Source organism: Mycobacterium sp. FW102-FHT13B02 (assembly GCF_058790275.1).
In genome coordinates this window covers 362,309-386,693 of the sequence record NZ_JBYTCM010000003.1, presented here as the reverse complement: position 1 = coordinate 386,693, position 24,385 = coordinate 362,309, and the positions used below count along the sequence as shown (strand labels likewise).

The 24,385-nt window shown below is 62.8% G+C and carries 23 protein-coding genes; 16 read left to right on the top strand and 7 right to left on the bottom strand.

The features are described from left to right. Positions 1-158 precede the first annotated feature (158 nt). The 9 genes from AC3WTE_RS07530 to AC3WTE_RS07490 all read left to right on the top strand — a co-directional run bounded on the left by AC3WTE_RS07530 (position 159) and on the right by AC3WTE_RS07490 (position 10,682). Positions 159-923, top strand: coding sequence for an MlaE family ABC transporter permease (locus AC3WTE_RS07530; RefSeq protein ID WP_492436714.1), 765 nt, complete (start codon positions 159-161; stop codon positions 921-923). Continuing rightward, complete coding sequence (locus AC3WTE_RS07525) at positions 920-1,774, top strand: ABC transporter permease (RefSeq protein WP_492436713.1); 855 nt, start codon at positions 920-922, stop codon at positions 1,772-1,774. Before AC3WTE_RS07530 ends, AC3WTE_RS07525 begins: the two co-directional genes overlap by 4 nt. Before the next feature lie 3 nt (positions 1,775-1,777). Further along, positions 1,778-3,187: an MCE family protein gene (locus AC3WTE_RS07520; protein ID WP_492436712.1), complete on the top strand. Its 1,410-nt coding sequence runs from the start codon at positions 1,778-1,780 to the stop codon at positions 3,185-3,187. A gap of 28 nt (positions 3,188-3,215) precedes the next feature. Beyond that, a complete protein-coding gene (locus tag AC3WTE_RS07515) occupies positions 3,216-4,244 on the top strand; it encodes an MCE family protein (RefSeq protein ID WP_492436711.1) in 1,029 nt (342 codons plus the stop codon). After that, entirely contained in the window at positions 4,241-5,548 is a 1,308-nt protein-coding gene (locus AC3WTE_RS07510) for an MCE family protein (RefSeq protein ID WP_492436710.1), read from the top strand. Before AC3WTE_RS07515 ends, AC3WTE_RS07510 begins: the two co-directional genes overlap by 4 nt. After that, positions 5,545-6,918 carry an MCE family protein gene (locus AC3WTE_RS07505; RefSeq protein WP_492436709.1) on the top strand — a complete coding sequence of 458 codons (1,374 nt, stop codon included), beginning with the start codon at positions 5,545-5,547 and terminating at the stop codon, positions 6,916-6,918. The genes AC3WTE_RS07510 and AC3WTE_RS07505 overlap by 4 nt, the downstream gene beginning before the upstream one ends. Next, positions 6,915-8,054, top strand: a complete 1,140-nt coding sequence (locus AC3WTE_RS07500) for a virulence factor Mce family protein (protein WP_492436708.1) — start codon at positions 6,915-6,917, stop codon at positions 8,052-8,054. The genes AC3WTE_RS07505 and AC3WTE_RS07500 overlap by 4 nt, the downstream gene beginning before the upstream one ends. A 1-nt stretch (position 8,055) precedes the next feature. Then, positions 8,056-9,522: an MCE family protein gene (locus tag AC3WTE_RS07495; RefSeq protein WP_492436842.1), complete on the top strand. Its 1,467-nt coding sequence runs from the start codon at positions 8,056-8,058 to the stop codon at positions 9,520-9,522. Positions 9,523-9,641: 119 nt separating this feature from the next. Beyond that, on the top strand, positions 9,642-10,682 hold the full coding sequence (locus AC3WTE_RS07490; protein WP_492436707.1) for an LLM class flavin-dependent oxidoreductase: 1,041 nt from the start codon (positions 9,642-9,644) through the stop codon (positions 10,680-10,682). Here the strand turns inward: AC3WTE_RS07490 and AC3WTE_RS07485 are convergent. From AC3WTE_RS07485 to AC3WTE_RS07470, 4 genes are all read right to left on the bottom strand, one after another. Further along, a complete protein-coding gene (locus AC3WTE_RS07485; RefSeq protein WP_492436706.1) occupies positions 10,660-12,264 on the bottom strand; it encodes an FAD-binding protein in 1,605 nt (534 codons plus the stop codon). The genes AC3WTE_RS07490 and AC3WTE_RS07485 overlap by 23 nt on opposite strands. Before the next feature lie 89 nt (positions 12,265-12,353). Then, complete coding sequence (locus AC3WTE_RS07480) at positions 12,354-13,298, bottom strand: VOC family protein (RefSeq protein ID WP_492436705.1); 945 nt, start codon at positions 13,296-13,298, stop codon at positions 12,354-12,356. After that, positions 13,295-13,672 carry a 2Fe-2S iron-sulfur cluster-binding protein gene (locus AC3WTE_RS07475; RefSeq protein WP_492436704.1) on the bottom strand — a complete coding sequence of 126 codons (378 nt, stop codon included), beginning with the start codon at positions 13,670-13,672 and terminating at the stop codon, positions 13,295-13,297. The genes AC3WTE_RS07480 and AC3WTE_RS07475 overlap by 4 nt, the downstream gene beginning before the upstream one ends. Positions 13,673-13,676: 4 nt before the next feature. Beyond that, entirely contained in the window at positions 13,677-14,996 is a 1,320-nt protein-coding gene (locus AC3WTE_RS07470; RefSeq protein ID WP_492436703.1) for an aromatic ring-hydroxylating oxygenase subunit alpha, read from the bottom strand. Between the two features lie 627 nt (positions 14,997-15,623). On the opposite strand from AC3WTE_RS07470, the gene AC3WTE_RS07465 reads away from it, so the two are divergent. The 6 genes from AC3WTE_RS07465 to AC3WTE_RS07440 all read left to right on the top strand — a co-directional run bounded on the left by AC3WTE_RS07465 (position 15,624) and on the right by AC3WTE_RS07440 (position 20,772). Beyond that, a complete protein-coding gene (locus AC3WTE_RS07465; protein ID WP_492436841.1) occupies positions 15,624-16,577 on the top strand; it encodes a DUF4129 domain-containing protein in 954 nt (317 codons plus the stop codon). Then, positions 16,574-17,056 (top strand): hypothetical protein, encoded by a 483-nt coding sequence (locus AC3WTE_RS07460; protein ID WP_492436702.1) that lies wholly within the window; start codon positions 16,574-16,576, stop codon positions 17,054-17,056. Before AC3WTE_RS07465 ends, AC3WTE_RS07460 begins: the two co-directional genes overlap by 4 nt. A 31-nt stretch (positions 17,057-17,087) precedes the next feature. Next, positions 17,088-18,056 (top strand): AAA family ATPase, encoded by a 969-nt coding sequence (locus AC3WTE_RS07455; RefSeq protein ID WP_492436701.1) that lies wholly within the window; start codon positions 17,088-17,090, stop codon positions 18,054-18,056. Beyond that, entirely contained in the window at positions 18,053-19,306 is a 1,254-nt protein-coding gene (locus AC3WTE_RS07450; protein ID WP_492436700.1) for a DUF58 domain-containing protein, read from the top strand. The genes AC3WTE_RS07455 and AC3WTE_RS07450 overlap by 4 nt, the downstream gene beginning before the upstream one ends. Beyond that, positions 19,303-19,758, top strand: coding sequence for a hypothetical protein (locus tag AC3WTE_RS07445; protein WP_492436699.1), 456 nt, complete (start codon positions 19,303-19,305; stop codon positions 19,756-19,758). The genes AC3WTE_RS07450 and AC3WTE_RS07445 overlap by 4 nt, the downstream gene beginning before the upstream one ends. 168 nt (positions 19,759-19,926) lie before the next feature. Next, the gene (locus tag AC3WTE_RS07440; RefSeq protein ID WP_492436698.1) at positions 19,927-20,772 is read left to right on the top strand and encodes a cutinase family protein; all 846 of its coding nucleotides are present in this window, start codon (positions 19,927-19,929) and stop codon (positions 20,770-20,772) included. 61 nt (positions 20,773-20,833) lie between these two features. Here the strand turns inward: AC3WTE_RS07440 and ygiD are convergent, their stop codons facing one another. From ygiD to AC3WTE_RS07425, 3 genes are read right to left on the bottom strand one after another with little or no spacing between them, the layout of a single operon-like run. Next, entirely contained in the window at positions 20,834-21,598 is a 765-nt protein-coding gene (ygiD, locus tag AC3WTE_RS07435; RefSeq protein ID WP_492436839.1) for a 4,5-DOPA-extradiol-dioxygenase, read from the bottom strand. A gap of 52 nt (positions 21,599-21,650) precedes the next feature. Beyond that, on the bottom strand, positions 21,651-23,099 hold the full coding sequence (locus AC3WTE_RS07430; protein ID WP_492436697.1) for an FAD-binding protein: 1,449 nt from the start codon (positions 23,097-23,099) through the stop codon (positions 21,651-21,653). Continuing rightward, positions 23,096-23,599 (bottom strand): VOC family protein, encoded by a 504-nt coding sequence (locus tag AC3WTE_RS07425; protein WP_492436696.1) that lies wholly within the window; start codon positions 23,597-23,599, stop codon positions 23,096-23,098. Before AC3WTE_RS07425 ends, AC3WTE_RS07430 begins: the two co-directional genes overlap by 4 nt. Before the next feature lie 121 nt (positions 23,600-23,720). On the opposite strand from AC3WTE_RS07425, the gene AC3WTE_RS07420 reads away from it, so the two are divergent. Beyond that, positions 23,721-24,371, top strand: a complete 651-nt coding sequence (locus tag AC3WTE_RS07420) for a TetR family transcriptional regulator (RefSeq protein WP_492436695.1) — start codon at positions 23,721-23,723, stop codon at positions 24,369-24,371. The last annotated feature ends 14 nt before the right edge of the window (positions 24,372-24,385 follow it).

Here is a 24,385-nt window from a genome sequence, read left to right as displayed (position 1 = left end):
ATGGTCCTGCGAACTGGGTGCTGCGGTCCTGCAGCGCTCGCAGAGGGCGTTGGATTTCGCCTGGCAGAGGCGTGCTGCGTTTCTCGACGGCCCGGGCCATACTCCGGCGACTGGGCAGGCTTATGGCTTTGTACCAGTGCAGAATTCGGCGGCTTCTGATGTCGCGACGAGCCGATTACGCCAAGCCGCTACGTGGCGTCGGAGAGTTCTACGCGATGGCGTTGGACACTCTGATTTTGATACCGCAGCGTCCATTTGCGTGGCGGGAGTTCTTCCTGCAGTGCTGGTTCATCACCCGGGTATCCATCGTCCCGTCGCTACTGCTAGCCATTCCCTTCACTGTTCTGGCGGCCTTCACTCTCAATGTGTTGCTCTTCGATTTCGGCGCTGCCGATTTCGCGGGCACAGGCGCAGGCATCTCGTTGGCGCAGCTTGGACCGATCGTCACAGTGCTGGTCGTGGCCGGTGCAGGGGCTACCGCGATCTGCGCAGACCTGGGCGCGCGCACTATTCGAGAAGAGCTAGACGCCCTGAAAGTGCTCGGTATCAACCCTATTCGTTCGCTGGTGGTGCCGCGGGTGCTCGCCGCATGCGTCGTGGCGTTGCTGCTTTCGGCGATCGTGTCGCTGTCCACCCTGGTCGGGTCGTTCTTCTTCTCGGTGTATGTCCAGCATGTGACCCCCGGTGCGTTCGTGGCAGGTCTAACCCTGCTCACCGGAGTCAAGGATGTCGTCATCTCCTTCGTCAAGGCGGGTCTGTTCGGTCTGGCGGCGAGCTTGATCGGTTGCTACAAGGGCATTTCGGTGGGCGGCGGACCGGCTGGTGTCGGTAATGCGGTCAACGAGACGGTCGTCTATTCGTTCGTGGCCCTCTACGTGATCAATCTGATCATTACGGCGGTCCAGTTCGGAGGACCGCAATGACCGCGAGCGCGCCAAGCCGGGTCGGATCGTTCTGGCGCCGCTATGCCGGCCCCTGGATTGCCGGATGGAACAGGATTGGCCGCCAGGCCCAGTTCTGTGGTCACGCCATCCGTTCGATCGGTGATGCATTGGTTCACTATCAGGCCGAGATCATTCGCCTGATTGCTCAAATGAGTTTGGGCACTGGTGCATTGGCACTCATCGGAGGAACGATCGTCGTCGTCGGATTCCTGACGTTGTCGGCGGGTGCACTGATCGCCGTCCAGGGATACAACCAGCTCGCTGGGATCGGCGTGGAGGCGCTCACCGGCTTCATTTCTGCCTACGTCAACGTGCGAATCATTGCGCCGGTGACCGCCGGTATCGCCTTGGCCGCCACCATCGGAGCGGGCGCGACCGCTCAGATCGGCGCGATGCGAATCTCCGAGGAGATCGACGCACTCGAAGTGATGGGGATCCGATCTGTGACGTATCTGGCATCCACGCGCGTACTGACCGGGGTGATTGTGGTAATTCCGTTGTACTGCATAGCGGTACTGATGTCGTTCCTGGCTGCACGACTCGGGACCACGATGATTTACGGGCAGTCGACCGGCGTCTACGACCATTACTTCAACACCTTTCTCATCCCGACCGACCTGTTGTGGTCATTCGTGCAGGCGATCGCGATGGCAATTGTGATCATGCTGGTACATACCTACTACGGGTACACCGCATCCGGTGGACCGGCGGGAGTGGGCGAAGCGGTCGGTCGCGCAGTGCGGGCGTCGCTGGTTTCGGCGGTGACAGTGAGCCTTTTGGTTTCGCTGGCCGTGTACGGTCAGTCCGGCAACTTCCACCTGGCGTCGTAAGCGATGGAACCGAGACCAGGGGAGCATCGGCTCCATCCCGCGTGGTGGACACTCATTCTTGTCGTGGTCTTGGCCGGCCTCGTTGCTATGACCGCCGGCCTGTACAGCGACTCGTTCACTCGATATGTACCGGTGGCTCTCAGTTCCAGTCGGGCAGGTCTGATCATGGAATCAGGCGGCAAGGTCATGATGAACGGCGTCCAAGTCGGTCATGTCGCAGCGATCACCGGCTCGGGCGATCCGGTCATGGTGAAGTTGGAAATCTCACCCGATCAGATTCCCAACATTCCCGCCAACGTCGGGGCTCAGATCCGGGCGACGACCATCTTCGGCGCGAAGTACGTCGATCTCGTCTATCCCGATCATCCCACTGAGCAACGCCTGTCGGCGGGCACGGTGCTGGAGTCGCGCAACGTCACCACCGAGGTGAACACCGTCTTCCAGAATCTGGTCGGTCTGCTCAACCAGATCGATCCGGCGAAGCTCAACGCGGTCCTGACCGCGCTGTCGGTGGGATTTCAAGGCCAGGGTGAGCGAATCGGTCAGTCGATCACCGACGCGCACGAGGTCTTGCTTGCTCTCAACCCTCGCGCCGAGACGATGCGGAAGAACTGGCAAGCATTCAAGGGCGTCGCTGATACGTATAGTGCTGCCGCGCAGGATATTTTGTCGGTTCTAGACTCGGCGAGCGTCACCGGAAAGACGGTGACTGAGCACGGTGCCGCCTTGGACGCTCTGCTACTCAACACGATTGGGTTCGCCCAGTCGGGTACCAATTTGATCGCACAGAATCAGAAGAGCTTTGTCGAGGCAGTCAACACTCTCGAGCCGACGACCGCACTGCTCCTGAAGTACAACCCGACCTATACCTGCATGCTGGTCGGTGCGAAATGGTGGTTGGACAATGGCGCGCTTGCCGCGATCGGCGGCAATGGCCGCACGTATGTGGCGGATGCTGCGCTCTTGATGGGTAAAGACCCCTACGTGTTCCCAGACAACCTGCCAATTGTGGCGGCCAAAGGCGGACCAGGTGGCAAGCCGGGGTGCGGGTCTCTGCCAGATGCGAGCAAGGCGTTCCCCGTGCGCCAACTCGTCACCAACACGGGGTGGGGCACGGGCCTGGACATCAGGCCAAACCCAGGCCTGGCACATCCCTGCTACGCCGACTATCTGCCTGTGACCCGGGCCGTTCCTGAACCGGCCACGGTGCGGCACTGCCTGCCCGGCCCGGCGCCAGGGCCGATCGCATATCCCGGGGCGCCGCCGTACGGGGCGCCACTCTACGGACCCGGCGGGGTACCGCTATGGCCTGGCATCCCACCGGCTCCACAGCCGGAGCCCGGTGTTGCCCCTGGAGGCGGGCCACCTGTTGACCCCAATCCGCCGAGTGGACCAGCGTCACCCGCGCCGTGACTGACCATCCAGTGAAGGAGGTGCCGAAGTGAGGGTGTCACTCACCGGTGCGCTGTGGCGGTTCTCCGTCTTCGTCGTGGTCTGCATATTTGGGATCGTCGCGCTACTGGCGATCTTCGCCCAGTTACGTTTCGACGACTACGTCTCATATAACGCGCAGTTCAGCAACATCAGCGGGCTCTCCGAAGGCAATTTTGTCCGCATCGGCGGCGTAGAGGTCGGCAAGGTCAAGGCGATCGCGTTAGCGCCGGGAACCACCGTGAATGTTCAATTCGCGATTGATTCCTCAGTGGTGCTCACCCACGGAACCAAGGCGGTGATCCGTTACGACAATCTGATCGGTGGCCGGTATCTGGCTTTAGAGGAAGGCATCGGGGACGCAACGATCCTTCATGCCGGCCAGACGATTCCGCTGTCACACACGGCACCGGCCTTGGATCTCGACGCACTGACCGGAGGCTTCCGCCCGCTGTTTCGGGCTCTCGATCCCGACCAGGTCAATGCACTGACCGGGCAGTTGGTCTCTGCGTTCCAAGGACAGGGGTCCACGATTGGTTCTTTCCTGGATCAGACCGCGGCGGTCAGCAGCACTTTGGCCGATCGCGATGAGCTGATCGGCCAGGTGATCAGCAATCTCAAAGTTGTGCTGGGGACTTTGGGTGATCAGCGCGACCAGTTCGACAAATCGGTGAACTCACTGTCGGAGCTGATCAAGGGACTGGCCGAGCGCAAGTCGGATATCAGTACCGGGCTGGCGTATGCCGATGCTGCCGCCGCGACGACTGCTGATGTGCTCACACGAGCTCGGCCGCCAGCGAAAGAGCTTCTAGCTCAGACAGATCGAGCCGCGAGTCTGGTACTGGCCGATCACGACTATTTCGATCATCTGCTAGACACACTGCCTGATAAGTACAAGTTGCTCGGGCGGCAGGGGCTCTACGGCGACTACTTCAGTTTCTACCTGTGTGACGTAGTGCTCAAACTCAACGGTAAAGGTGGTCAGCCCGTGTATGTGAAAGTGGCTGGTCAAGATACGGGACGGTGTGCGCCGAAATGAAATTCTTCGCCGAACGTAGCCCGATCAAGGTCGGTCTGACAGGTCTGACATTGACCGCCGGTGCCGTGGTGGCGGTCCTGCAGTACAACAACCTTCCGCTGGTGCACTCCGACACGCCGTATTCAGCCTACTTCGCTGAGGCCGGCGGTCTGTCGACGGGTGCGGCAGTGCAGGTCGCTGGCTACCGAGTCGGCGAGGTATCGGGCGTCGCCTTGGACGGGCCGCGAGTACTGGTGACATTCAAAATCAGAGACGACGTTCGCCTCGGCGATCGCACGGAGGCTGCAATTCAGACGAAAAGTCTTCTGGGAGCGAAGATTCTGGAGCTGGCGCCACGCGGTGACGCTGCCCTGTCGGGGCCGATTCCGGTCGACCGCACGACATCGCCCTACCAGCTGGGCGACGCACTCGGCGACTTGTCGACGACGGTTCAGGGGCTGGACACAGGCCAGCTCTCGCAGTCGTTGACGACCCTGGCCGATGCGTTCGCCGACACCCCACCACAGCTGCAGCTGGCGGTGCGCAATCTCTCTCGGTTCTCGCAGTCTCTGAATACCCGCGATGAACGGTTGCGTAATCTGCTCGACAACGCTGATAAGGCCACCAAGGTTCTGGCTGATCGTAGCGATCAAGTCGTGAACCTGATCTCCGACTCCAATGCGCTGCTGGCACAACTTCGGAGCGAAAGCACGGCACTGGAGGCGATTTCGGGCCACGTGTCGGGGCTGGCCCGCCAGCTGTCGGGATTCATCGCGGAGAACCGCCAGCAGATGCGGCCGGCGCTGGACAAGCTGAACGGGGTCCTTGCCATTCTCGCCAATCGCAAGCAACGAGTTCAAGAATCGATCTCACGGCTCAACAGCTTCGCGATGTCGCTCGGTGAATCAGTCTCATCCGGTCCGTTTTTCAACGCGTATGTCGCGAACCTGCTACCGGGCCAGTTCATCCAGCCATTCGTTGATGCCGCTTTTTCCGACCTGGGGCTCGATCCCAATGTGAAGCTTCCTTCGCAGCTGACCGACCCTCAGACTGGACAGAGCGCCACTCCTGCGCTGCCAATCCCCTTTCCTCGGACCGGGCAGGGCGGAGCGCCCAACCTCACGTTGCCAGATGCGATCACCGGAAAGCCTGGCGATCCCCGCTACCCCTACCGGGAACCGTTACCAGCACCACCCAACGGTGGGCCGCCACCGGGCGCACCGATTCCGACTGCTCCGGAACCAGGCTTTGAATCCACCACGGCTCCGTCACCGGTGTTGGTTCCGGCGCCTGGTGAGGTGCCGCCGGCTGGGGCGGGCTCATGATGCGCCGGACTGCAGTACGGGTTGGCTTGGCATTGGTGCTCGTGTCGGCGGCGACGTTGGGTCTATTTGCTGCGCTCCGGACAAAAGATGCCATCGGTAAGACGAGGGTGACCGCTTACTTCGACAGCAGCATCGGGCTCTATCCGGGAGATCAGATCCGGATCCTTGGCGTGCCAGTGGGGGAGATCGACAAGATCGAACCCCAGCCGGCACGAGCCAAGATCACCTTCTCAATTGATCAGCGGTATGCGGTGCCTGCGAACGTTCGGGCAGTGGTGCTGTCCCCGTCGTTGGTGACAGCGCGGGCGATTCAGTTGACCCCCGTCTACACCGCGGGACCGAAGTTGCAGAACAACGCAGTGCTGCCGCTTGAGCGCACATCGGTGCCAGTGGAGTGGGATGAGCTGCGGAGCCAGCTGAAACGTCTGACGACGACCCTGCAACCCACGACGCCCGGGGGCGTGTCAACTCTGGGTGCATTCGTCAATACGATCGCCGACAATGTCCGTGGGCAGGGCGCCAGTATCCGCGGCATGGTGACGGGACTCTCGCAGTCACTGTCGATCCTTGGCGACCACTCGGCCGATATCTACGGCACCCTACGCAACCTCGCGGTCTTGGTGTCCGCTCTCCATGACAGCACAGACCTGATGCGCCAGCTCAACCGGAATTTTGCTGCAGTCACGGCATTGCTCGCCAACGATCCAGGGGCGGTCGGACGGGCGATCAATGATCTCAGCACCGCGATCTCGGATGTGAAGAGCTTCGTAGCCGACAATCGGGATGCGATCGGAACTACGTCGGATAAGACGGCTGAAGTCGTCGCGGCATTAGGCGGCAGCATCGACGACATCAAGCAATCGCTGCATCTACTGCCGACCACCCTGAGCAACTACGTGAACATCTACGAACCCGCCCAGAGCTCGGTGACGGGAGTGCTGGCCGGCACCAACTTCAGCAATCCCCTCAACTTCATCTGCGGGGCCATTCAGGCAGCGTCGCGGTTAGGTGCTGAGCAATCGGCCAAACTGTGCGTCCAGTATTTGGCGCCCATCGTAAAGAACCGACAGTACAACTATCTGATGCCGCTGGGATTCAACATGGGTGTGGGGGCACAGGCTCGGCCCAATGAAGTCACCTACAGCGAGGATTGGCTCCGGCCCGATTACGTCCCGCCAACGCCAGCCGAGTCACAGCCAAGCGCTGCTCCTGCTCCGACCGAAGTGCGCTCTGCTCAAAAGCCATTGGCATCGGAAGTGGGCGGCGAGTCCGGTGGCGACGTGACACGGGTCGGCACGCCTGCCCCCGCAGCTACCGATCCGAGCACCGGACTCGCTGGGCTGATGGCCGCGCCAGGGCCCCGGTCATGATCGCGGTACGCCGACGTCGTTCGGCGCTGGTACTGACCGTTGCGGTGCTGGCCAGTGTGCTTGCCGGCTGCGGCTGGCGGGGGCTGAACTCGCTGCCATTGCCCGGCACGCGCGGCGGGGGCCAAGACTCATTTGTCGTGCAGGCCCAGATGCCCGACGTAAGCAATATCCAGGAGAATTCCCGCGTTCGGGTCGGTGATGTCAACGTCGGCACCGTCACCAAGATTGAGCGACAAGGCTGGCATGCACTGCTGACGATGCGCATCGACGGGAAGGTGAACCTACCTGCCAACGCCACGGCCACCATTGGCCAGACCAGCCTATTCGGTTCGCTACATGTGGAGTTGGCCGCACCGACTGCCGTTGCACCACAGGGAAAGTTGCACGCGGGATCGCTCATCTCGTTGGCCAATGCGGGCGCATACCCGTCGACCGAACAGACATTGGCCGCTGTCTCGTTGTTCCTCAACGGCGGCGGAGTGGGGCGTGTCCAAGACATAGTTGAAACGTTCAGCACGGCGTTCCGCGGCCGTGAACAGGACCTGCGCGGCCTGCTGCATCAACTTGACGAATTCTTCACGAATGTCAACAACCAGACCGCTGACATCATCGATGCAACTGACAGCCTGAACCGGCTGGTAGGCAAGTTTGCCGATGACAAACCGGTCCTCGACCGGGCGCTGAGAACCATCCCGGATGCTCTGGCCGTGCTTAGAGACGAGCGGAGCCATATCGCTGACGCAGTAGACAAGCTCGGCCAGTTCAGCGCGCTTACCGCCGATTCCCTGCGTCAAACCAAAGACAGTCTGGTCAAAGAACTGAACCAGATCGCCCCGGTGGTGAAGTCACTGGCAGATTCCGGGCCGGCCCTCACCCGCTCCCTGGGAATGTTGGCGACATTCCCATTCCCCGCGGACACCTTGGAGAACTGGTTTCGCGGTGACTACGGAAATCTCACTGCCATAATCGATTTGACACTGAGTCGGTTGGACGCGGCGTTCCTGACCGGAACCCGGTTCGAAGGGTCGCTGACCGAACTGGAAATGCAGTGGGGCCGCACAATTGGGCAGATGCCGAGCCCGTACACCGCAGTGAATCCGTTGGTTGTTCCGTACCACTTTGACCAAGGGCGGTGACATGCACTTCAGTAGAAGGATTCTGATCCAGCTTGCGATCTTCGCGGTTATTTCGCTGATCGCAGGGACTGTGATGATATTCGGATACATCAAGGTGCCTGCAATGTTTGGCCTCGGGCGTTACCAGGTCACTGTCGAGTTGCCGCAATCTGGCGGCTTGTACGCCACGGGCAACGTGACTTACCGCGGCACCCAAGTAGGCAAGGTTACGGCAGTTCGACTAACCAGCGACGGCCACGTGACGGCCGAGCTGTCGTTGGATTCGGGAATCGAAATCCCATCGAATCTCGTTGCGGCCGTGCATAGTCAATCCGCGGTTGGCGAGCAGTATGTGGCGCTCACTCCGCGCGACGCCACATCGCGGCCTTTGCGAAACGGTGACGTCATACCTATGGACAGTACCTCGGTCCCGCCGGCGGTTGATGCCCTACTCGATGCCGCTGACAGGGGATTGCGGGCAATTCCGCATGACAACCTCAAGACCGCGATTGACGAATCTTTCACTGCGGTCGGTGGGCTAGGTCCTGAGTTGTCTCGGATCGTGAAGGGCTCCACGACGCTGGCTATCGATGCTCGTGCGAACCTGGATTCGATCACCACCGTCATTGACCAGTCCGGGCCGTTGCTCAACGCACAGATCAACGCGGGCAGCGACATCCGATCATGGGCGGCGCATCTGGCTGACATCACCGGTCAGCTTCGCGCCAACGACAATGCGATGGCGAGAGTTATTGATACCGGCGGTGCAGCCGCCGATCAGGCACGTCAACTGTTCGACCGGCTAAGGCCGACCTTACCGGTCATCCTTGCCAACCTGATCAGCATCGGGCAAGTCGCCGTCACATACAGCAATGATCTGGAGCAGTTGCTGGTGCTGATACCGCAAGGCGTGTCGATGGTGCAGGGCGACGTGGTGGCCAACCACGACAGTAAACAGGCATATGTGGGTAGTTATCTCGACTTCAACCTCAATATCAATTTGCCGGCGCCGTGCACAACCGGATTTCTTCCGGCCACCCAAAGACGTACCGCGGCCAACATCGATGCCCCGAACCGGCCGACAGGTGACCTATATTGCCGCGTCCCGCAGGATGCTGCCACGAATGTTCGTGGGGCACGCAATATTCCGTGCGAGACACGTCCTGGCAAGCGTGCGCCAACGGTCAAGATGTGCGAAAGCGACGAGCAATACGTGCCACTTAACGATGGCAATAACTGGAAAGGTGACCCCAACGCGACCTTGTCGGGTCAAGATATCCCGCAGCTGCCTCCCGGAACGCCGCGGGCCGCTACGTCGGGTAGCGGATCGCCGGCTTCCCTTCCCAACCCGGCGCTGACGATCGCACCTTATGAACCGGCCACTGGCTCGTATATAGGTCCAGATGGAAGAACCTACGTTGCGGCTGATCTCGTCCCCCGAGGTGAAACGGGCAAGACCTGGCAGGCCATGCTCACGCCGCCGCGCTAAGCCCGGAATCGATCAGCTAGTCGACAGATCAATCAAATGTGCAGTACCCGGGGTGCGGTAGTGGGGAATGACTCCTAGCACCGTCAACACTGATTGCTGACCTGAAAGGAGCCACCACTGTGGAGTCGATCATTAGGTTCGATATGCGCGGCCCGTCATTCGGAGCACCGATGCCGCACTTGTATCACGCGGCGCTGGAGATGGCTGACTATGCGGACCGGCATGGAGTCGACGTCATCTTGCTGACAGAGCACCATGGCTCCGACGACGGTTACTGTCCGGCACCCACGGTGCTTGCCGGTGCGGTTGCGGCGCGCTCGCGGCAGGCTCGGATTCGACTGGCCGTGGTGATCCTGCCGTTACACCACCCGGTATCGGTGGCTGAACAGACATTAGTGCTGGACCAGATCAGCAACGGTCGCGTCGATCTTGTGGTCGGAGCCGGATACGTTGCGCGCGAGTTTGCTATGTTCGGCCGCACTTTAAGGCAGCGCGCGATGCTCCTCGACGAGGGCATCCCGTTGATTGCCGCGGCGTTGGCCGGCGAGAATATTCGCGTCGGTGAGTGCGAGTTCACGGTAACGCCGCGCGCGGTGCAATCTCCTCGGCCGCCGTTCTACGTTGCTGGAGGAGTAGCGGCGTCGGCTCGGCGCGCGGCCCGCTTTGCCGACGGGTTTTTCCCGTTGGTGCCTGATGCCCAGATTCGAGAGTTGTACCGGGCGGAATGCCGAGCCTTGGGGCGCGAGCCGGGTGCGATTCTGAACGTACCGACGGCGTTGTTTGTGCACGTATCGGACGATCCGGAGAAAGCGTGGGACCAGCTGGGCCCGCACGTATTCCACGATCTCAACAGCTACGGGAAATGGTCCACCGAGGCCGTCGTAGGTGATCTGCGTACGCCGTTCGTGCCAGTAGCTGATTTGGCGGCCGCGCGTGCAAGTGGGTTGTACAAAGTGGTCACAGTGGACGAATGCGTCGCGCTGATGAATCAGTTGGACTCTGTCGGGCAGCCGATCATGCTGACGCCGCTGCTGGCCGGCATCGACCCCGATATCGCATGGCCTAGCGTCGAATTGTTCTTCGAACGGGTCCTGCCGGCATTTAGGAAGCAGGCGACGCCCGCCCGAGCGTCGGCGTCTACAGCGGCCGCTTGCGGCTGACCGCGCGCGCGGCGTGTTCGCCGGCGCGGCCACCTGAAAAGACGCAGTCGGCGAGCGACAGTCCGCTGACATACGAATTCGAGCACACGCCAACGGCAGTGCGTCCGACCGCGTAAAGACCCGGGATGGGAGCGCCATTTTCGCGCAGCACCTGGCCGGAAGCCGATTCGACCACAAGGCCGCCAAGGGTCAGTCCAGGCATGAAGTCGGTTGGCGCGGCCCGCAGCGAGATGTCAACGCCGTGAAAAGGGGGATTTAGCAGAGGTGTGCAGAGCTCGGGGGCCTTGTGCGCGGGATCGGCAGTGCCACAGGCGATCGCATCGTTGTAGGCCGCAACGGTTGCGATCAATCCTGATGGTGACACTCCTAGCTTGTCGGCAAGCGCCGAAACGGTAGACGCGGTGCGATGAGCCACGGTGAATGCCGGGGCCATGGTGGCTTTCTGGAACAGCTGGGTCTGAGTGCGCAGCTGTCGCCGTGCGCGTATCCAGGTTGGATGGTCCAGGACCAGGAAGCCCTTGCCGCCGAATTTTCGAATCATGATGTCTGCGTGGGTGGCGCCGTAGAGGTCTTCGTTGGCAATGCGTTCGCCGCTGACGCCAACGGTGATGCCTTCAGTCATTGCTGATGGGGGTGAGATGAATCGCCATGCGGTAACCCGGCTGAGGTGTGCGGTTGATCCACCGGCGTTGACCCCCAACAAGATACCCATTCCATCGTCGCCCACAGTTCCGAGCGGCGACACCAGAGCATAGTCGGGCGCATGGCGCCGAAGCATGTCGTTGTTGAAGATGAACCCACCGGCCGCCAGGACCACAGCGTTGGCTGTGACCGCGATGGGTTGGGCATTCGATTGCCATACTGCATCCGCGCTGGCGTTGAAGCGGCGGCCAACGGGCGGCACCCAATTGGTCAGCTTCGCGCCGGCAGCGGTCCCATAGCGGAACTGGGCGGCGGCCCGTGAACGTGCGCCGCTTAGGGTACGGCCTCGAATTCCGCGGACCTGGTCACCCTCGATCACGAGTTCCTCTACGCGCGTCATCGGCATGAAGGTCACGCCAAGGCGCAGCGCTGAGGTGCGCAGAGCTTGCCACAGTACGGCACCTGAGCGCATCCCCTTGGCGATTTGGCGGTGGCCCCGTGGCGCCGGAACGGCGTAGCGGTTGTATGGGTGGGCCTTCTCGTTACCGGAGAAGTACAGGTAGTGACTGTCGGTTGGGTATGACGTCTTGTAGTGGCACAGTGACGAACCGAAGCGGGCGCCGTGTCGTTCCAGCCAGGCTAGTCGCTCTACGCTGCCGTCACAGAATTGCCGGAGGGTGTCGTCGTCCACCACACCATTGACCTCTTGGCGGAGGTAGTTGAACATGTTGTCGGGGCTATCGTCGTAGCCGGCGGCTCGTTGGTAGGCGGTGCCGCCACCGGCATAGATGATTCCACCGGATAGCGCCGAGGCGCCGCCGCCAAGGGCGCGATCGACGATGAGTACTCTTGCGCCTCTTTCCGCTGCGGCAATCGCGGTACACGCACCAGCTGCACCGAATCCGACGACGATGACGTCGTAATCATTCGTGGGCCTCATTGCTGTCTCTCCTGCTCCTCGGTGCGTACGACGTGGGTAGCACTTCGCCGGAGGCGAGACTCGGTAGCGCCACCGCCAGGGTGTCGATGTCAGAAGCCCATGTTTGCAACAAACGGCGTCGTCGCACCAAATCCGAGCAGGTTGTCGTATTCCTCAGGCAGCGAGAATATTTCGAACTCACAGCCGGGGTCTACGAAGTAGGTACCGACGATCTGCTCATTTTGGATCACTTCGGTGGCATCGTGACCGTCGGCCTGGAGGCGCTCTATGAGATCCGCTGCGGTCGAGAAGTCACGGGTGCCAAGGGCGAGGTTGATGATGCCGTGATCGTAGATTCGACGCTGTAGCGGCGATGTGGTTGGCCCTTCGGGGTATTGCAGGACTTCGATGGCGAATTCGTCGTAGCGGGCTAGAAACCCAGTTGGCTCGCCCTGCCCGGCGGGCCAGCGCGCTAGGCGATCGACGGCGATCGACTCGAGTGGCTCGATCGCGCCACCCAGGATGGTGGCATGAAGACGTGCGGCGAGATCGACATCATGGACGATTTGCGTCGCGTATAGGACCCGTGGACCGACGGTGTCGAGAGCCTCGTTGACTTCGATCACGAAACCCCCGAACGGTTCCCGAAATGACAGTGAACGCGATCCTTGGGGGCCCGTGGCAGGAATCAGTGGCTCGATGTTGAAGTCGGACAGGCCATTCGTGACGCGGCTAAAGTCGGAGATCGCAATTCCGATCCGCACCCATCCATGGCGGCCGGTCTCGGCATGTGCTCCGACATCGGCGGGAACGGGGTGGGTGTATTCGAACAGTTCTAGCTGAAAAAATGGTTGCTCACCGACTAGCCACCAAACCAACGCGCGCGCGTCTGGGGTGAGTCCCGTGACGCGCATAGCCTGACCCCACAATGCGCTGCCACCAGCGTTGTGGAAGCCAAAGAGGTTGTCTAGCAACCGCAGGCTGCCCGCTAGATCGGAGGTGCTGACAGCGACCTGGCAGACGCTGAAACCGCGAGGTACCGACGACGTGGTCATTGCTTCGCCGCGGAGATGGAGTCTGCGGCTGCCACCGGGGTGCTGTCGGTGGCTGGACGAACGCCAGACTTATGCACGGTGATGTCCCCGCGGAGTTTGAGCTGGCAAGCCAATCGGAGCTCACGTTGAGGCCTCCGACGGCCGCCAGACTCCGCCATCCGGCGCAGCAACGTGGTCTCTGCCGTGGTCGGCTCAACTGTGTTCGGTCGGCCATCGATGATTCGCAACGCGCATGCGGTGCATCGCACCTGTCCGTAACATATTGTCGGCCAATGCAGTCCAGCACGGGCGGCGGCGGAGAACACGGTCTCTTTGCGGCCGACTTCGAACTCGATGCCGCTCGGTTCGACTCGGACAGTGTAGGTCTCGTCCATGGCGTCAGTACGCCCGGAGGTAACGGTCGAGCTCTTGGTGATGATTGGTGATCATCGGTTCCAGCGTCTCGGAGAAGATGAGGCCGTCAAGTGCCTCTGAACGCACACCTTTCTGCTGTCCGATGACATTTGCGAAGTCTTCCTGCAGGATTCGCGGCCAATCCTCCATCGACATCGGCCCTTCTAGTTCGGGTGGATCGGAATCGTCACCGTCTGCTGGGATTTGAAGTGCCCAGACTTCGTACAAGCAACGATCGGTGCCATCGCCCAGCGGCCGCGAACGATACATGATTGCCGATCCGTATTGACTGAGCAGCGTGAGGTTGGGGAAGATGTGGCCGAATGCGAAGAGACCGGTTTCTGGTGGTGGCAGCGGGATTCCGGCCGATTCCGCATACGCGTAGAGCTCTGAGAAGAATGCCTCGACGTAGTTCTCTTCAGGGATGTCTCTGTTTTGAAGTCCTGCCTGGATGAACATCTCGCGATCAGTAGGATACGCCACGAAATCGTGATGCATGGCCTGGTTATATCGGCGGAAGTACTCGGCCGGTGTCATTCCGTCTGGAAGCGGGAGGGTGGGGGCGATCATGTGTGCGTTTCCGCCGGGCAGCACTTCGTAAGTGGTGGCGTTGTTGTACTCAGTGGCCCCCATGTTCAGCGACGGGTGCGCTTGGGGAAGATGATACGACTCCATGAACGCCTCTTGTGCGATCTTCCAATTGGCCGGAAGGATTGCGTACTTCCACCACCGGACCTTCATCCGATCCCAGCCGATGCGCTCGAAGACGGGTACGGCGTGTCCGACGGTGTCGGCGAACGACGGGCCGTTTGGGTCGGTGTTGATGAAGATCATGCCTAGCGCCGTTGCCGTGCGGACTTCGCGCAAACGTAGTTTTTCTGGCTCAAGGCAACGTTTTTCGAATCCTCCCTCGGCGAATACTTCGGTATTCGTTCCGTCGATACTCCAACGCCAGCCGTGATATGGGCACACTATTTGTCCGCCCATGAACTCTCCCGTGCCCTCGCCGAGTGCTGTAGCTCGATGCAGGCAGGCGTTGAAGAATGCTTTCACGGAGTAGTCGTCTTGCCGCACGATAAGAATCGATCGGCCGCGAATCTCGTATTCGATATAGTCGCCGGGCTCTGGTATCTGGTCTTCCCTGCAGGCCATTTGCCAACAATGCTTCCAGAGTTTCTCGTCCTCCCATGCCGCGAATTCGGGCGAGTAGTAACGCTTTGCGTTGATCGAGGTGGGATCCTCGACCGCGAATGGAGTTTTAGAAGTATTGATTGCAGATGTATCGGGCTCTGCGTGCGTTGTCATAACGGCTCCTGGCCTATGGTTTGGGGTTTTCGACAACTTGCGACATAATCGATCTGTCGGCCGATCAATTCACGGCGAACCTAACGACGTGAACGTTGGGTGTCAATGGCTTGTACCGCTCAGTGGGAAGCCAGTCGTCCTCTATTCTGCGGCGCCCGTCGACACATTAGTCGACGGGTTGAATTGCGAGTGATTTCACTGTGGGCCGGCGCTCACGTACCAGCATGGATGCGTATCCGGGAATTCGTGATCAGACGGCACCACGGGAGCTGCTTGAGCGCGTCGTTCTCGCCGCTGATCAGTCGCCGTGCGGGTTTGGTTTCGACGTGGGTGCGTCTGCTAGTTACGCGAGATGGCGGTGTTGTCTCCGGCCGGCCCTCGGGTGTATCGGGAACAAGACTCGCCGAACGAATGAGACCGGCGTAGCGAACCGACGGTTGACCGCGCCGCAGGCACTGCTGACCTAAGTAAACAAGGCGCAGAAGGCCCGGTGGAACTGTTACCCGGCGGCTCATGACCCACCGGCCTCAGGTCCGAATTCTGTTCTCGACGTATTGCTCCGGGACACGCCATCGCGTGCCACGATGGAGGTCAGGCAACCGATCGAGCGGTGTACCGATGAACGGTATCGACAAGGCGTTGGGGCGTGTGGTCGCGCTGATCGCACTGCTGTTCGTCGGTACCCTGGCATTGCGCGGACACCTACCTGGGAGCGATCACCCCCAGCCTGAGAAGCCGGCCAACAGCGCCGCGAGCCAGGTTGGCCTGGACACCCTGCTGATCGTCTCGGTGGTCATCGTCGCGATTGCTTTCATCGCGTCGCTCCGGCGCCCGAGGACGGCCGGTGCGTCGGCACCCTTTCCGCTGTCGGGCTCGTTCGACGGCAAACTCAAATGGAGGCCGGTGCGCCGTCTGTTGCTGATCGGCGTCGCAGCGCTCCTCGCCTGGCTGGTGATTCTCGCCGTGTTCTCACATCTGCATCTGCTGCAACTGCCCGATCTGCTCTTCTCGGTGCCCCCGCGGAACAGCGCACCGATGGCGGGGGTACCACCGCCGCCATCGTCACCCAGGCCGCCACCGATACCGCCTCGTCAACGGGAACCCAGCGTCTTCGGCTACCTCCTCGCTGCCACCGTGGCAATGCTGTTGCTGTGGGCTGTCGGCGGTGTCATGCTCCGCAGAAGCCGGCGCGCTGCCGAAACGCCGCCGTCGGTCGCTCACCGCCAGGAATCGATAGTCGGTGAGTCCACACCGGAAACCCTCACGCGGGCGGCAGAATTCGGCCTTGCCGAGATCGGCGACCGCAGCCGCGGTCCGCGCGAGTCGATCATCGCCTGCTACGCCGCGATGGAGCGTGCCCTCGCGGACGCTCCCGGCGCCGCACCGCAGGACTCCGACACGCCCTCCGAGGTGCTGGCCCGGGCCGTCGAGCACCATGCTCTGCACGCGGGCAGTGCGACCGAACTCGTCGCCTTGTTCGCCGAGGCACGCTTCAGCCCCCACGTCATGACCGAACGTCATCGGGAGATTGCCGCGGATGCGCTGCTCCGGGTGCTCGGCGAGCTCCGGAGCCTGACATGAAAAGGGTCGGGCTCATAGGGATTTCGTTGGTGGTGGGAGCAGAGCTGGTCACACTGCTGCTCACCGATCGCCGCGCCGTCGGCTGGGCCTCCGCCGCGATGGCGGTGATCGTGTTGCTGGCAGTACGCCGCCGGCTGGCCGGTCGTGGACCGAAAGTCGCCGAGCCGGCCGTGAACGACGCCGAGAAGTCGCTGCGGGACTGGGTCGTTCGCACCGAGACGCTGATCCAGTGGTCGGACACCACCCGCGGGGACTGGGACCAGCACCTGCGGCCCACGCTGGCCCGAGAGTTCTTCATGGCCACCGGCCCGCAGCAGGCCAGGGACCCGGCCGCGATGCGCGCGACGGGCCGGATGGTCTTCGGGGATCAGTTGTGGCAGTGGGTGGATCCGCACGACGTCCGCCGGTCCTGCCGCGACGAGCCGGGGCCGGGCCGGGCCACGCTCGATGAAATCCTGCACCGATTGGAGCGGTTATGACGACCAGCGAGAAGCCGAAGGCGGATCGCGCATGACGATGCCGGCAGAGCTGACGACGGCCCACTGCGAGGCGGTGCTCGACGAGATCGAACGCGTGGTGGTGGGCAAGCGTGCGGCGCTGACCCTCATTCTGACCGCGGTGCTCGCGGGCGGTCACGTGCTCATCGAGGACCTGCCCGGTCTCGGGAAGACGTTGATAGCCAAGTCTTTTGCCCGAGCATTGGGCCTGTCGTTCACTCGCGTGCAGTTCACCCCGGACCTGCTTCCCGCTGATCTGCTGGGCTCGACCATCTACGACATGCAATCCGGCCGGTTCGAGTTCCGGCGCGGGCCGATCTTCACCAACCTGCTGCTGGGCGACGAGATCAACCGGACACCGCCGAAGACCCAGGCTGCGCTGTTGGAGGCCATGGCGGAAAGCCAGGTGAGTATCGACGGCGAAACCCACCGACTGCCTTCGCCGTTCATCGTTCTCGCCACGGACAACCCCATCGAGTACGAGGGCACTTATCCGCTGCCGGAGGCACAGCTCGACAGGTTCGCGGTCAGGGTCGAGTTGAAGTACCTGTCGGGTGCCGACGAGACGGTGATGCTGCGCCGCCGCTTGGAACGCGGTTCGGCCGAACCGACGGTCAACCAGATCGTCGATGCGCACGATCTGCTTGCCATGCGGGAGTCGGTCGAGCAGGTGACGGTGCACGACGACGTCCTGCACTATGTGGTGTCCCTGGCGGCCGCCAGCCGCAGCCATCCCCAGGTTGTGGTGGGCGCCAGCCCACGGGCAGAGCTCGATCTCGTTCAATTGGCGCGGGCGCGTGCCCTACTGTTCGGCCGGGACTACGTCATTCCCGAGGACGTCAAATCATTGGCCATTCCCGTTATTTCGCACCGAATCAGTTTGAAACCGGAGATGTGGGTGCGCAGCGTCCACGGGTCGGACATCGTGGCGCAGCTGCTGCACCGCCTGCCCGTGCCGCGGACCCGGGGCGGCCCGTCGTGACGAATTCGACCGAACCACGCGAAGTTGAATTGCGTTGGCGGGCCTCGTCGCTCACGAAGGCCATCGCGACGTGTGCCGGCGTCGCCCTCGCCGCGGCCGTGCTCGGCCGGTGGCAGCTCGTGGCCTTCGCCGCGCCGCTGCTCGGTGTGCTGTGCTCGATCAGTTGGCAGCGGCCGTCCGCCAAGGTGTACGTACACGGGCGGCCCGCTCTGACCCGGTGCTTCGAGACCGATGAGACACAGCTGTCGGTGTGGACGACGACGGACGCGCGAACCATCGCGTGCGAGGTCGCGGTGTCGGTCGAATCGGGAATGGACGTCAAGGTCCTCGAGGGCAGTTCCGCACAGCTGAAGACCGTCGCGGTATCGGCCGAGCGCTGGGGCAGGTATCCGATCCAGGCGCGGGTCGACGTACTGGCCGGCGGGGGACTACTGGCAGGGACCTGCACCGTGGAGGCCGCCGAAGTCTTCGTCTTTCCGGTTGCCCCGCCCCAGTCGACGCCGATTCCGCACATCGAATTGCCCGATCGGCTCGGCACCCACCTGACCCGGCACGTCGGTCCGGGTGTCGAGTACGCCGACGTCCGCGCCTACCTGCCGGGCGATCAACTCCGCACCATCAACTGGCCGGTGAGCGCCCGCCGGGGCCGGCTGCATGTCACCGAACGCTTGACCCACCGCGCCGCGGACGTGGTCGTCCTCATCGATACCAGCATGCAGCCTCCCGGCCCAGCCACGGCCGCGCTGGAGCGGGTCGTTCTCGGTGCCGCCCAGGTTGTGCAGAGCGCGCTGCGAAACGGTGACCGCGCCGGCATCGTCGCGCTCGGTAGCGCGCGCCCGCGGTGGATCGGTGCCGACATCGGTCAGCGCCAGTTCTATCGGGTGCTCGATGCCGCGTTGGGTGTGGGGAGCGAATACGAAGTCACCACGGGGACATTGGCGCCGCGCGTGGCCGTTCCGCCGGGCGCTGTCGTGTTCGCCTTCTCGACGTTGCTCGACACTGCATTCGCACTGGCGCTCACTGAGTTGCGGAGCCGCAGGCACGCCGTGGTCGCTGTCGACGTCCTGGAGGGGCCGCCGTTCGACGGCGATCAGCCGCCGACCGTGGCCCGCATGTGGGCGCTGCAGCGACACGCGATGTACCGCGACATGGGCATCGTCGGTGTCGACGTGGTGCCGTGGCCGTCGACTGCCGCCCTCGATCAGGCGCTGCGGTTGATGCCGGTGCGCCGCGGGACGGTGAAGCGATGACGGCCGATACGGCTGCCGGGTGGGGGCAGCCGGGCGCCCGCACCTTGTCGACAGGATTCGGGGCACTGATGGTCGCGGCGGCCGGGGTCCAAGCCCATGGCACGGCCGTCGCCGTGTCGATGGTGGCGTTGGCGGCGGTGGGCGCCGGACTTCTGGTTCGGGCGGCTGCCACCGGTGCGGTGCTGCTCACCGTGTTGGCGCTGGCCGTGTCCGACCCGCCGCCGGTATTCGCAGCACTGTCGGGGCTTTCTGCCGTCGCGTACTTGCTGTTGCGGTATGCCGCCGGAGCCGGCGTGGTGACCATGACGCGGCCGACATTGATCGCCATGCTCGGCTTCACGCTCGCCGGGGTGATTGCCACCGCAGTGAATATCGATCTGCCGTGGTTACCGCTGCTGGCACCGCCGGCGGTGGTGGCGATGTATGTGCTGGCGTTGATTCCGCACAGTTAGTCCGTTGCCGACTCCCGGCGACCAGCCTGGGCATACGTCCGGCAGGATTTGCCGGAAACTCGCCGAAGCGGTGCGCGTTGGCTGATTGCTGATTGCTGATTGCTGTGCAACACATATTGCCAGGTCAGAGGTTTGTCATACTTTTCTGAATGCAGGTAAGATGCAGAAATGCTGTTTCGCCACGTACGTAGCTCGGGCGTTGCTGGCGCTGCGGCGCTGCTGACGGTCACGGCCCCGCTCATCATCACGAGCGCGGCTCCGGTCGCTGCCGCCGACGACTGCCCCGACGCTGAAGTGATTTTCGCGCGCGGCACCGATGAGCCGGCGGGCATGGGCCGGGTCGGTGACGCTCTCGTCGACGCGTTGCGCAAGCAGCCCAGCGGCTTGGTCATCAGGTCCTACGCGGTGGACTACAAAGCCACCATCACGCAGCGGCACAGTGGCGAGGGAGCCAAGGACGCGATTGCGCACATCAAATCCACCGCGTCCGCCTGTCCCGACACCAAGATCGTCTTGGGCGGCTACTCGCAAGGCGCGAGTGTGGTCAACATCGTCGCCGGCTTCTCCGGTATCAACTGGGGTAGTCCGCTGCCCCCGGAGTACATGAAAAACATTGCGGCGATCGCTACTTTCGGCAACCAGGCCGACCGCACCGACGGAGCGCCACCGACCCAGAATTCGCCGCTCAGCGCTAAAGCGATCGACCTGTGTAATCCCGCCGACCCGATCTGCCACGCCGGTTCGGGCAACTCCTGGAGTGGGCATACGCAGGGCTACGTCCCCGAATACACCGACGAGGCAGCGGCTTTCGTGACGTCCAAGCTTCTTGCCGGCTCCACTCGGACGCTGCCCGGCTATGGCCCACAAGCCCCGGGGTACGGCGCGCTGCCCGGCCCGCCGCAGACATATGGCACGCCACCTGGCCCGTCCGCGGGCTACGGCCTGCAGCCGCCCAGCGCGGTTCCGCCGGTGTCTGGACCGACGTCGTCGTCACCGGTACCCGGATTGGCCTAGCGCGTTTCCTGCTGAGGCGGCCCCGATATCATCAGCGCACCTGTGACGGTTTCGTCGCTGATCACGTCTCCACGTAGGACGTCATCGACAGCGACCCGTAGGTGTAGCCGTCGACCAGCACGCTCGCCGTGGTGTCGGCCGCCGAACACAGCCCGGCGAGGTAGAGCATCGGGATGAAATGATCCGGCGTCGGCGCGGCGGCCGCGAAGTCGGGATGGTCGCGCAACCGCGTGATGCGGTCGGGAGCACCGGTCAGCAGATCGGCCGCGGCATCGTCAAACCTTGTGGCCCAATCGAATCCGCCGTCAGGCAGCCGCGGATTCATGGCCCGCAGGTTGTGCACGATGTTGCCGCTGCCGACGATCAGCACGCCCCGGCTGCGCAGCTCGGCCAATTGCGCGCCGAGAGCGACGTGTTCCTCCAGTGGCTTCTCGGCATTGATCGACAATTGCACCACCGGGATCGTGGCGTCGGGAAAGGCATGCACCAACACGGACCACGTGCCGTGGTCGATGCCCCAGCTGTCCCGATCAGTCCCTACCCAGGTCGGTTTGACGGTCTCGGCGATCTCGTCGGCCAGTTCGGGAAGTCCCGGCGCCGGGTATTGCACATCGAACAACTCCTGCGGAAAACCGTAGAAGTCGTGGATGGTGCGCGGGTGCGCCATGGCGGTGACCGCGGTGGCGTTGATGTACCAGTGCGCACTGATCACAAGAATCACCCGGGGTCGGGGCACCGACTGACCGAACTCTGTCCAGGCGGCTGTGAACCGGTTGCGTTCCACGGCGTTCATCGGACTGCCGTGTCCGATGAACGCGGCGGGCATGACGGTTGGGAGGTCAGCTGATCCGGTCATCGTGCAGTCAACGCTACCGGGATTACCTTGCCGCTGCCGCAGCAGCGCGCCCAGCCCGCCGGCCGAAGAATGAGCCGGCACCCAGCTGAGTGCCACTGGAGTACCCTTTGGCGTCCTGCGCAATGGTGGAGGCACAGGCGCCGGCGGCATAAAGCCCGGCAATGGCGCTGCCGTCGTAGCGAAGAACTTCGCCGTCGACCGAAATCGCCAGGCCCCCAAGGGTGAAGCCGCTGTAGAACGCCTTGCCCAGGCTCAGATCGAATGCCGCCCAAGGCCCGACGTCCTGTGGCTCCAAATATGTTGCGGCCTTGTGGAAGTCGGGGTCCTCGCCGCGTGCCGCGTTCGCGTTGTATCGGTCGAGCGAAGACTGCAGCCGGCCCGCGGGGATGCCGAGTGCCGTTTCCATCTCGGCGATGTCTTCCCAACCATCGATCAACTGAACCAACGGCATGGTGGGCATCTCGACGTGTCGTGAGTCGACGACGAGGTACGCGGCGCTGTCGGGTTGTTCGAGGACGAACGCGGATGTCCGTGCGTGATAGGAGTCTTCGGCGACGAACCGGTCCCCGTTACGGTTCACGATGATGCCGGTGAGGAGTGTGGCAGGCGGATACACCGGAGCGGTTATGAACGCCTGGTCCAGGTACTTGGTTGCCGCCCCGGCAGATTGGCCCAAGCGGATGCCGATGCCATCGTCGTAGCTGCTGCCCAAGGCGAAAACGCGCTCATCGGCCAGTAGGGGGAGATGCTGCGCCAGCATCTCCCGATTCATCACGAAACCGCCGGTGGTCAGCACGACGGACTTCGCCCGCACGGCGCCGGTCTCACCGAAGTGCTTCCAGGTGGCCCCGACGATCCGGCCGTCCTCGACGATGAGCGCGCAGGCGCCGGTCTCATAACGGATTTCCACCCCCAGGTCGGCCAGTCGCTCGACGAGAAGGTTGACGACCATACTGGCGCCACCGGTATCGCCCGGCACTGGAACCTTGTGTCCCCGGGGCGCCGGCACCGCCTGCTCGCGGAACGGCCACACCTGTTCATTGCCGGTGTACATCAGGCCCTGCTTTTCCGGTTGGATGACAGCCTTGTGCGGGTAGTAACTGCGCTCGAACTCGAAGCCCAGCGCTTCCAGCCATCGGAAATGTTCGGCGCTGCCCTCGCAGTAGGCGTTGATCAGTTCCGGTGCAGGCTCTGTCGACACCGCCGTCAGGTACGCCGCCATCTCGGCGGCGGAGTCGGGGTGGCCGGTGGCCTGCTGCACCTCGGTGCCGCCGCCCAGGTAGAAGTGCCCGCCGGCCATGGCAGTCGTACCACCGGCCACCGCGGCGCGTTCCAGTACCAACACTCGCGCACCCGACGCGGCAGCTTCCACTGCCGCGCATCCGCCGGCCATCCCGAGCCCGACCACCAGGACGTCGACCTCATCGGAGAACGACGAAATGCTCTGCGCGGAAGCTGTTTCCGGAATCATCGGGCGCCTGCCGCAGTCTTCTTGATGTGCTCGAACATCACGCGAATCTCAGGACTGAACTCGCCGAGTTCGATGTACGGCGCCCCGGCCGACGCACCGTCGATGTAGGCGAAACGCATCATGCCACCCGACATCTCACCCTGCTGCACGATGGCGAGTCCCTGCTCCTTCGCCGACGTCACCGCTGCATCGAAATCACTCGGCTCGAAGCACACGTGGTGCAGGCCCGGGCCGCTGCGATCCAGGAACTCGGTGTAGATGCTGGTGCCCCGTACCGGCTGGATCAGCTCCAATTGCATGTCGCCGGAGTACGACATCGAGATATGGGCGGTGAAATCCGCGGGTTTGCCGTGCACGCGGCAGGTCTGCGGCCCGAATTCGATATCGAGCATCCGTACCCATGCGCCGACCCCGAACTGCTTGCTCAGTAGCTGCTCGGTTGCCTCGACATCATCTGTAACCCAGGCGATTTGGCAGATCGATCCATACGAGACGGTCATGGTGGTCCTTCCGGGAGGCGAACTGCGCAGGGCGTCGACGCAAACCCAAAATAAGCGTTCATGCTTAACTGGTCAAGCGTTAGCGATTGCGTTCTGAAGCGCGCGGGATAGACTGACGCCTGTGAGTCGGCCCGATGCGCGCACGCAGCTTCTTCTCGCCGGTGAACGCCTGATTGCCGAATTCGGCCCGGAAGTCTCCCTGCGCGATGTCGCGTTGGCCGCGGGGCAGCGGAACAATTCAGCTGTCCACTATCACTTCGGATCGCGAGATGGCTTGATCACGGCCATCATTGGTCATCGGCAAGCACCGCTGGAGCAGGCGCGGCTGGCGCTGCTGGCCGAGCATGAAAGCGCCGGTGAGCCCGACGACAGCATCACCGCGCTGGTGACCATCCTGGTCGAGCCGCTGTTCGATACTCCGTATTCCGACGGCTCCAGCCACTACGCGCGATTCCTCGAACGCGTCCGCAATCATGCGGTCATGGCCGAGCTCACCCTCACGGCCGAGCAATGGCCGGCCACCCGAATCCTTACCACGCGGCTGCTGCGCGCACTCGATCACTTGCCCGAAGCGCTTCGGCGCCAACGTATGGCCGCCATGGCTTCGGTCATGTACACGCTGCTCGCCGACCACGAACGTCATGTCGATGAGCATCGCGACGTGGTACGCGGCGCCCTGAGTGAGGCCGAGGCGAGGGACAACATCGTGGCGATGATCGTCGGCCTCCTCACTGCACCGATGCCCGCACTGGTCGAGCGCCAAACAAGATGACGATGGAGGAGCAC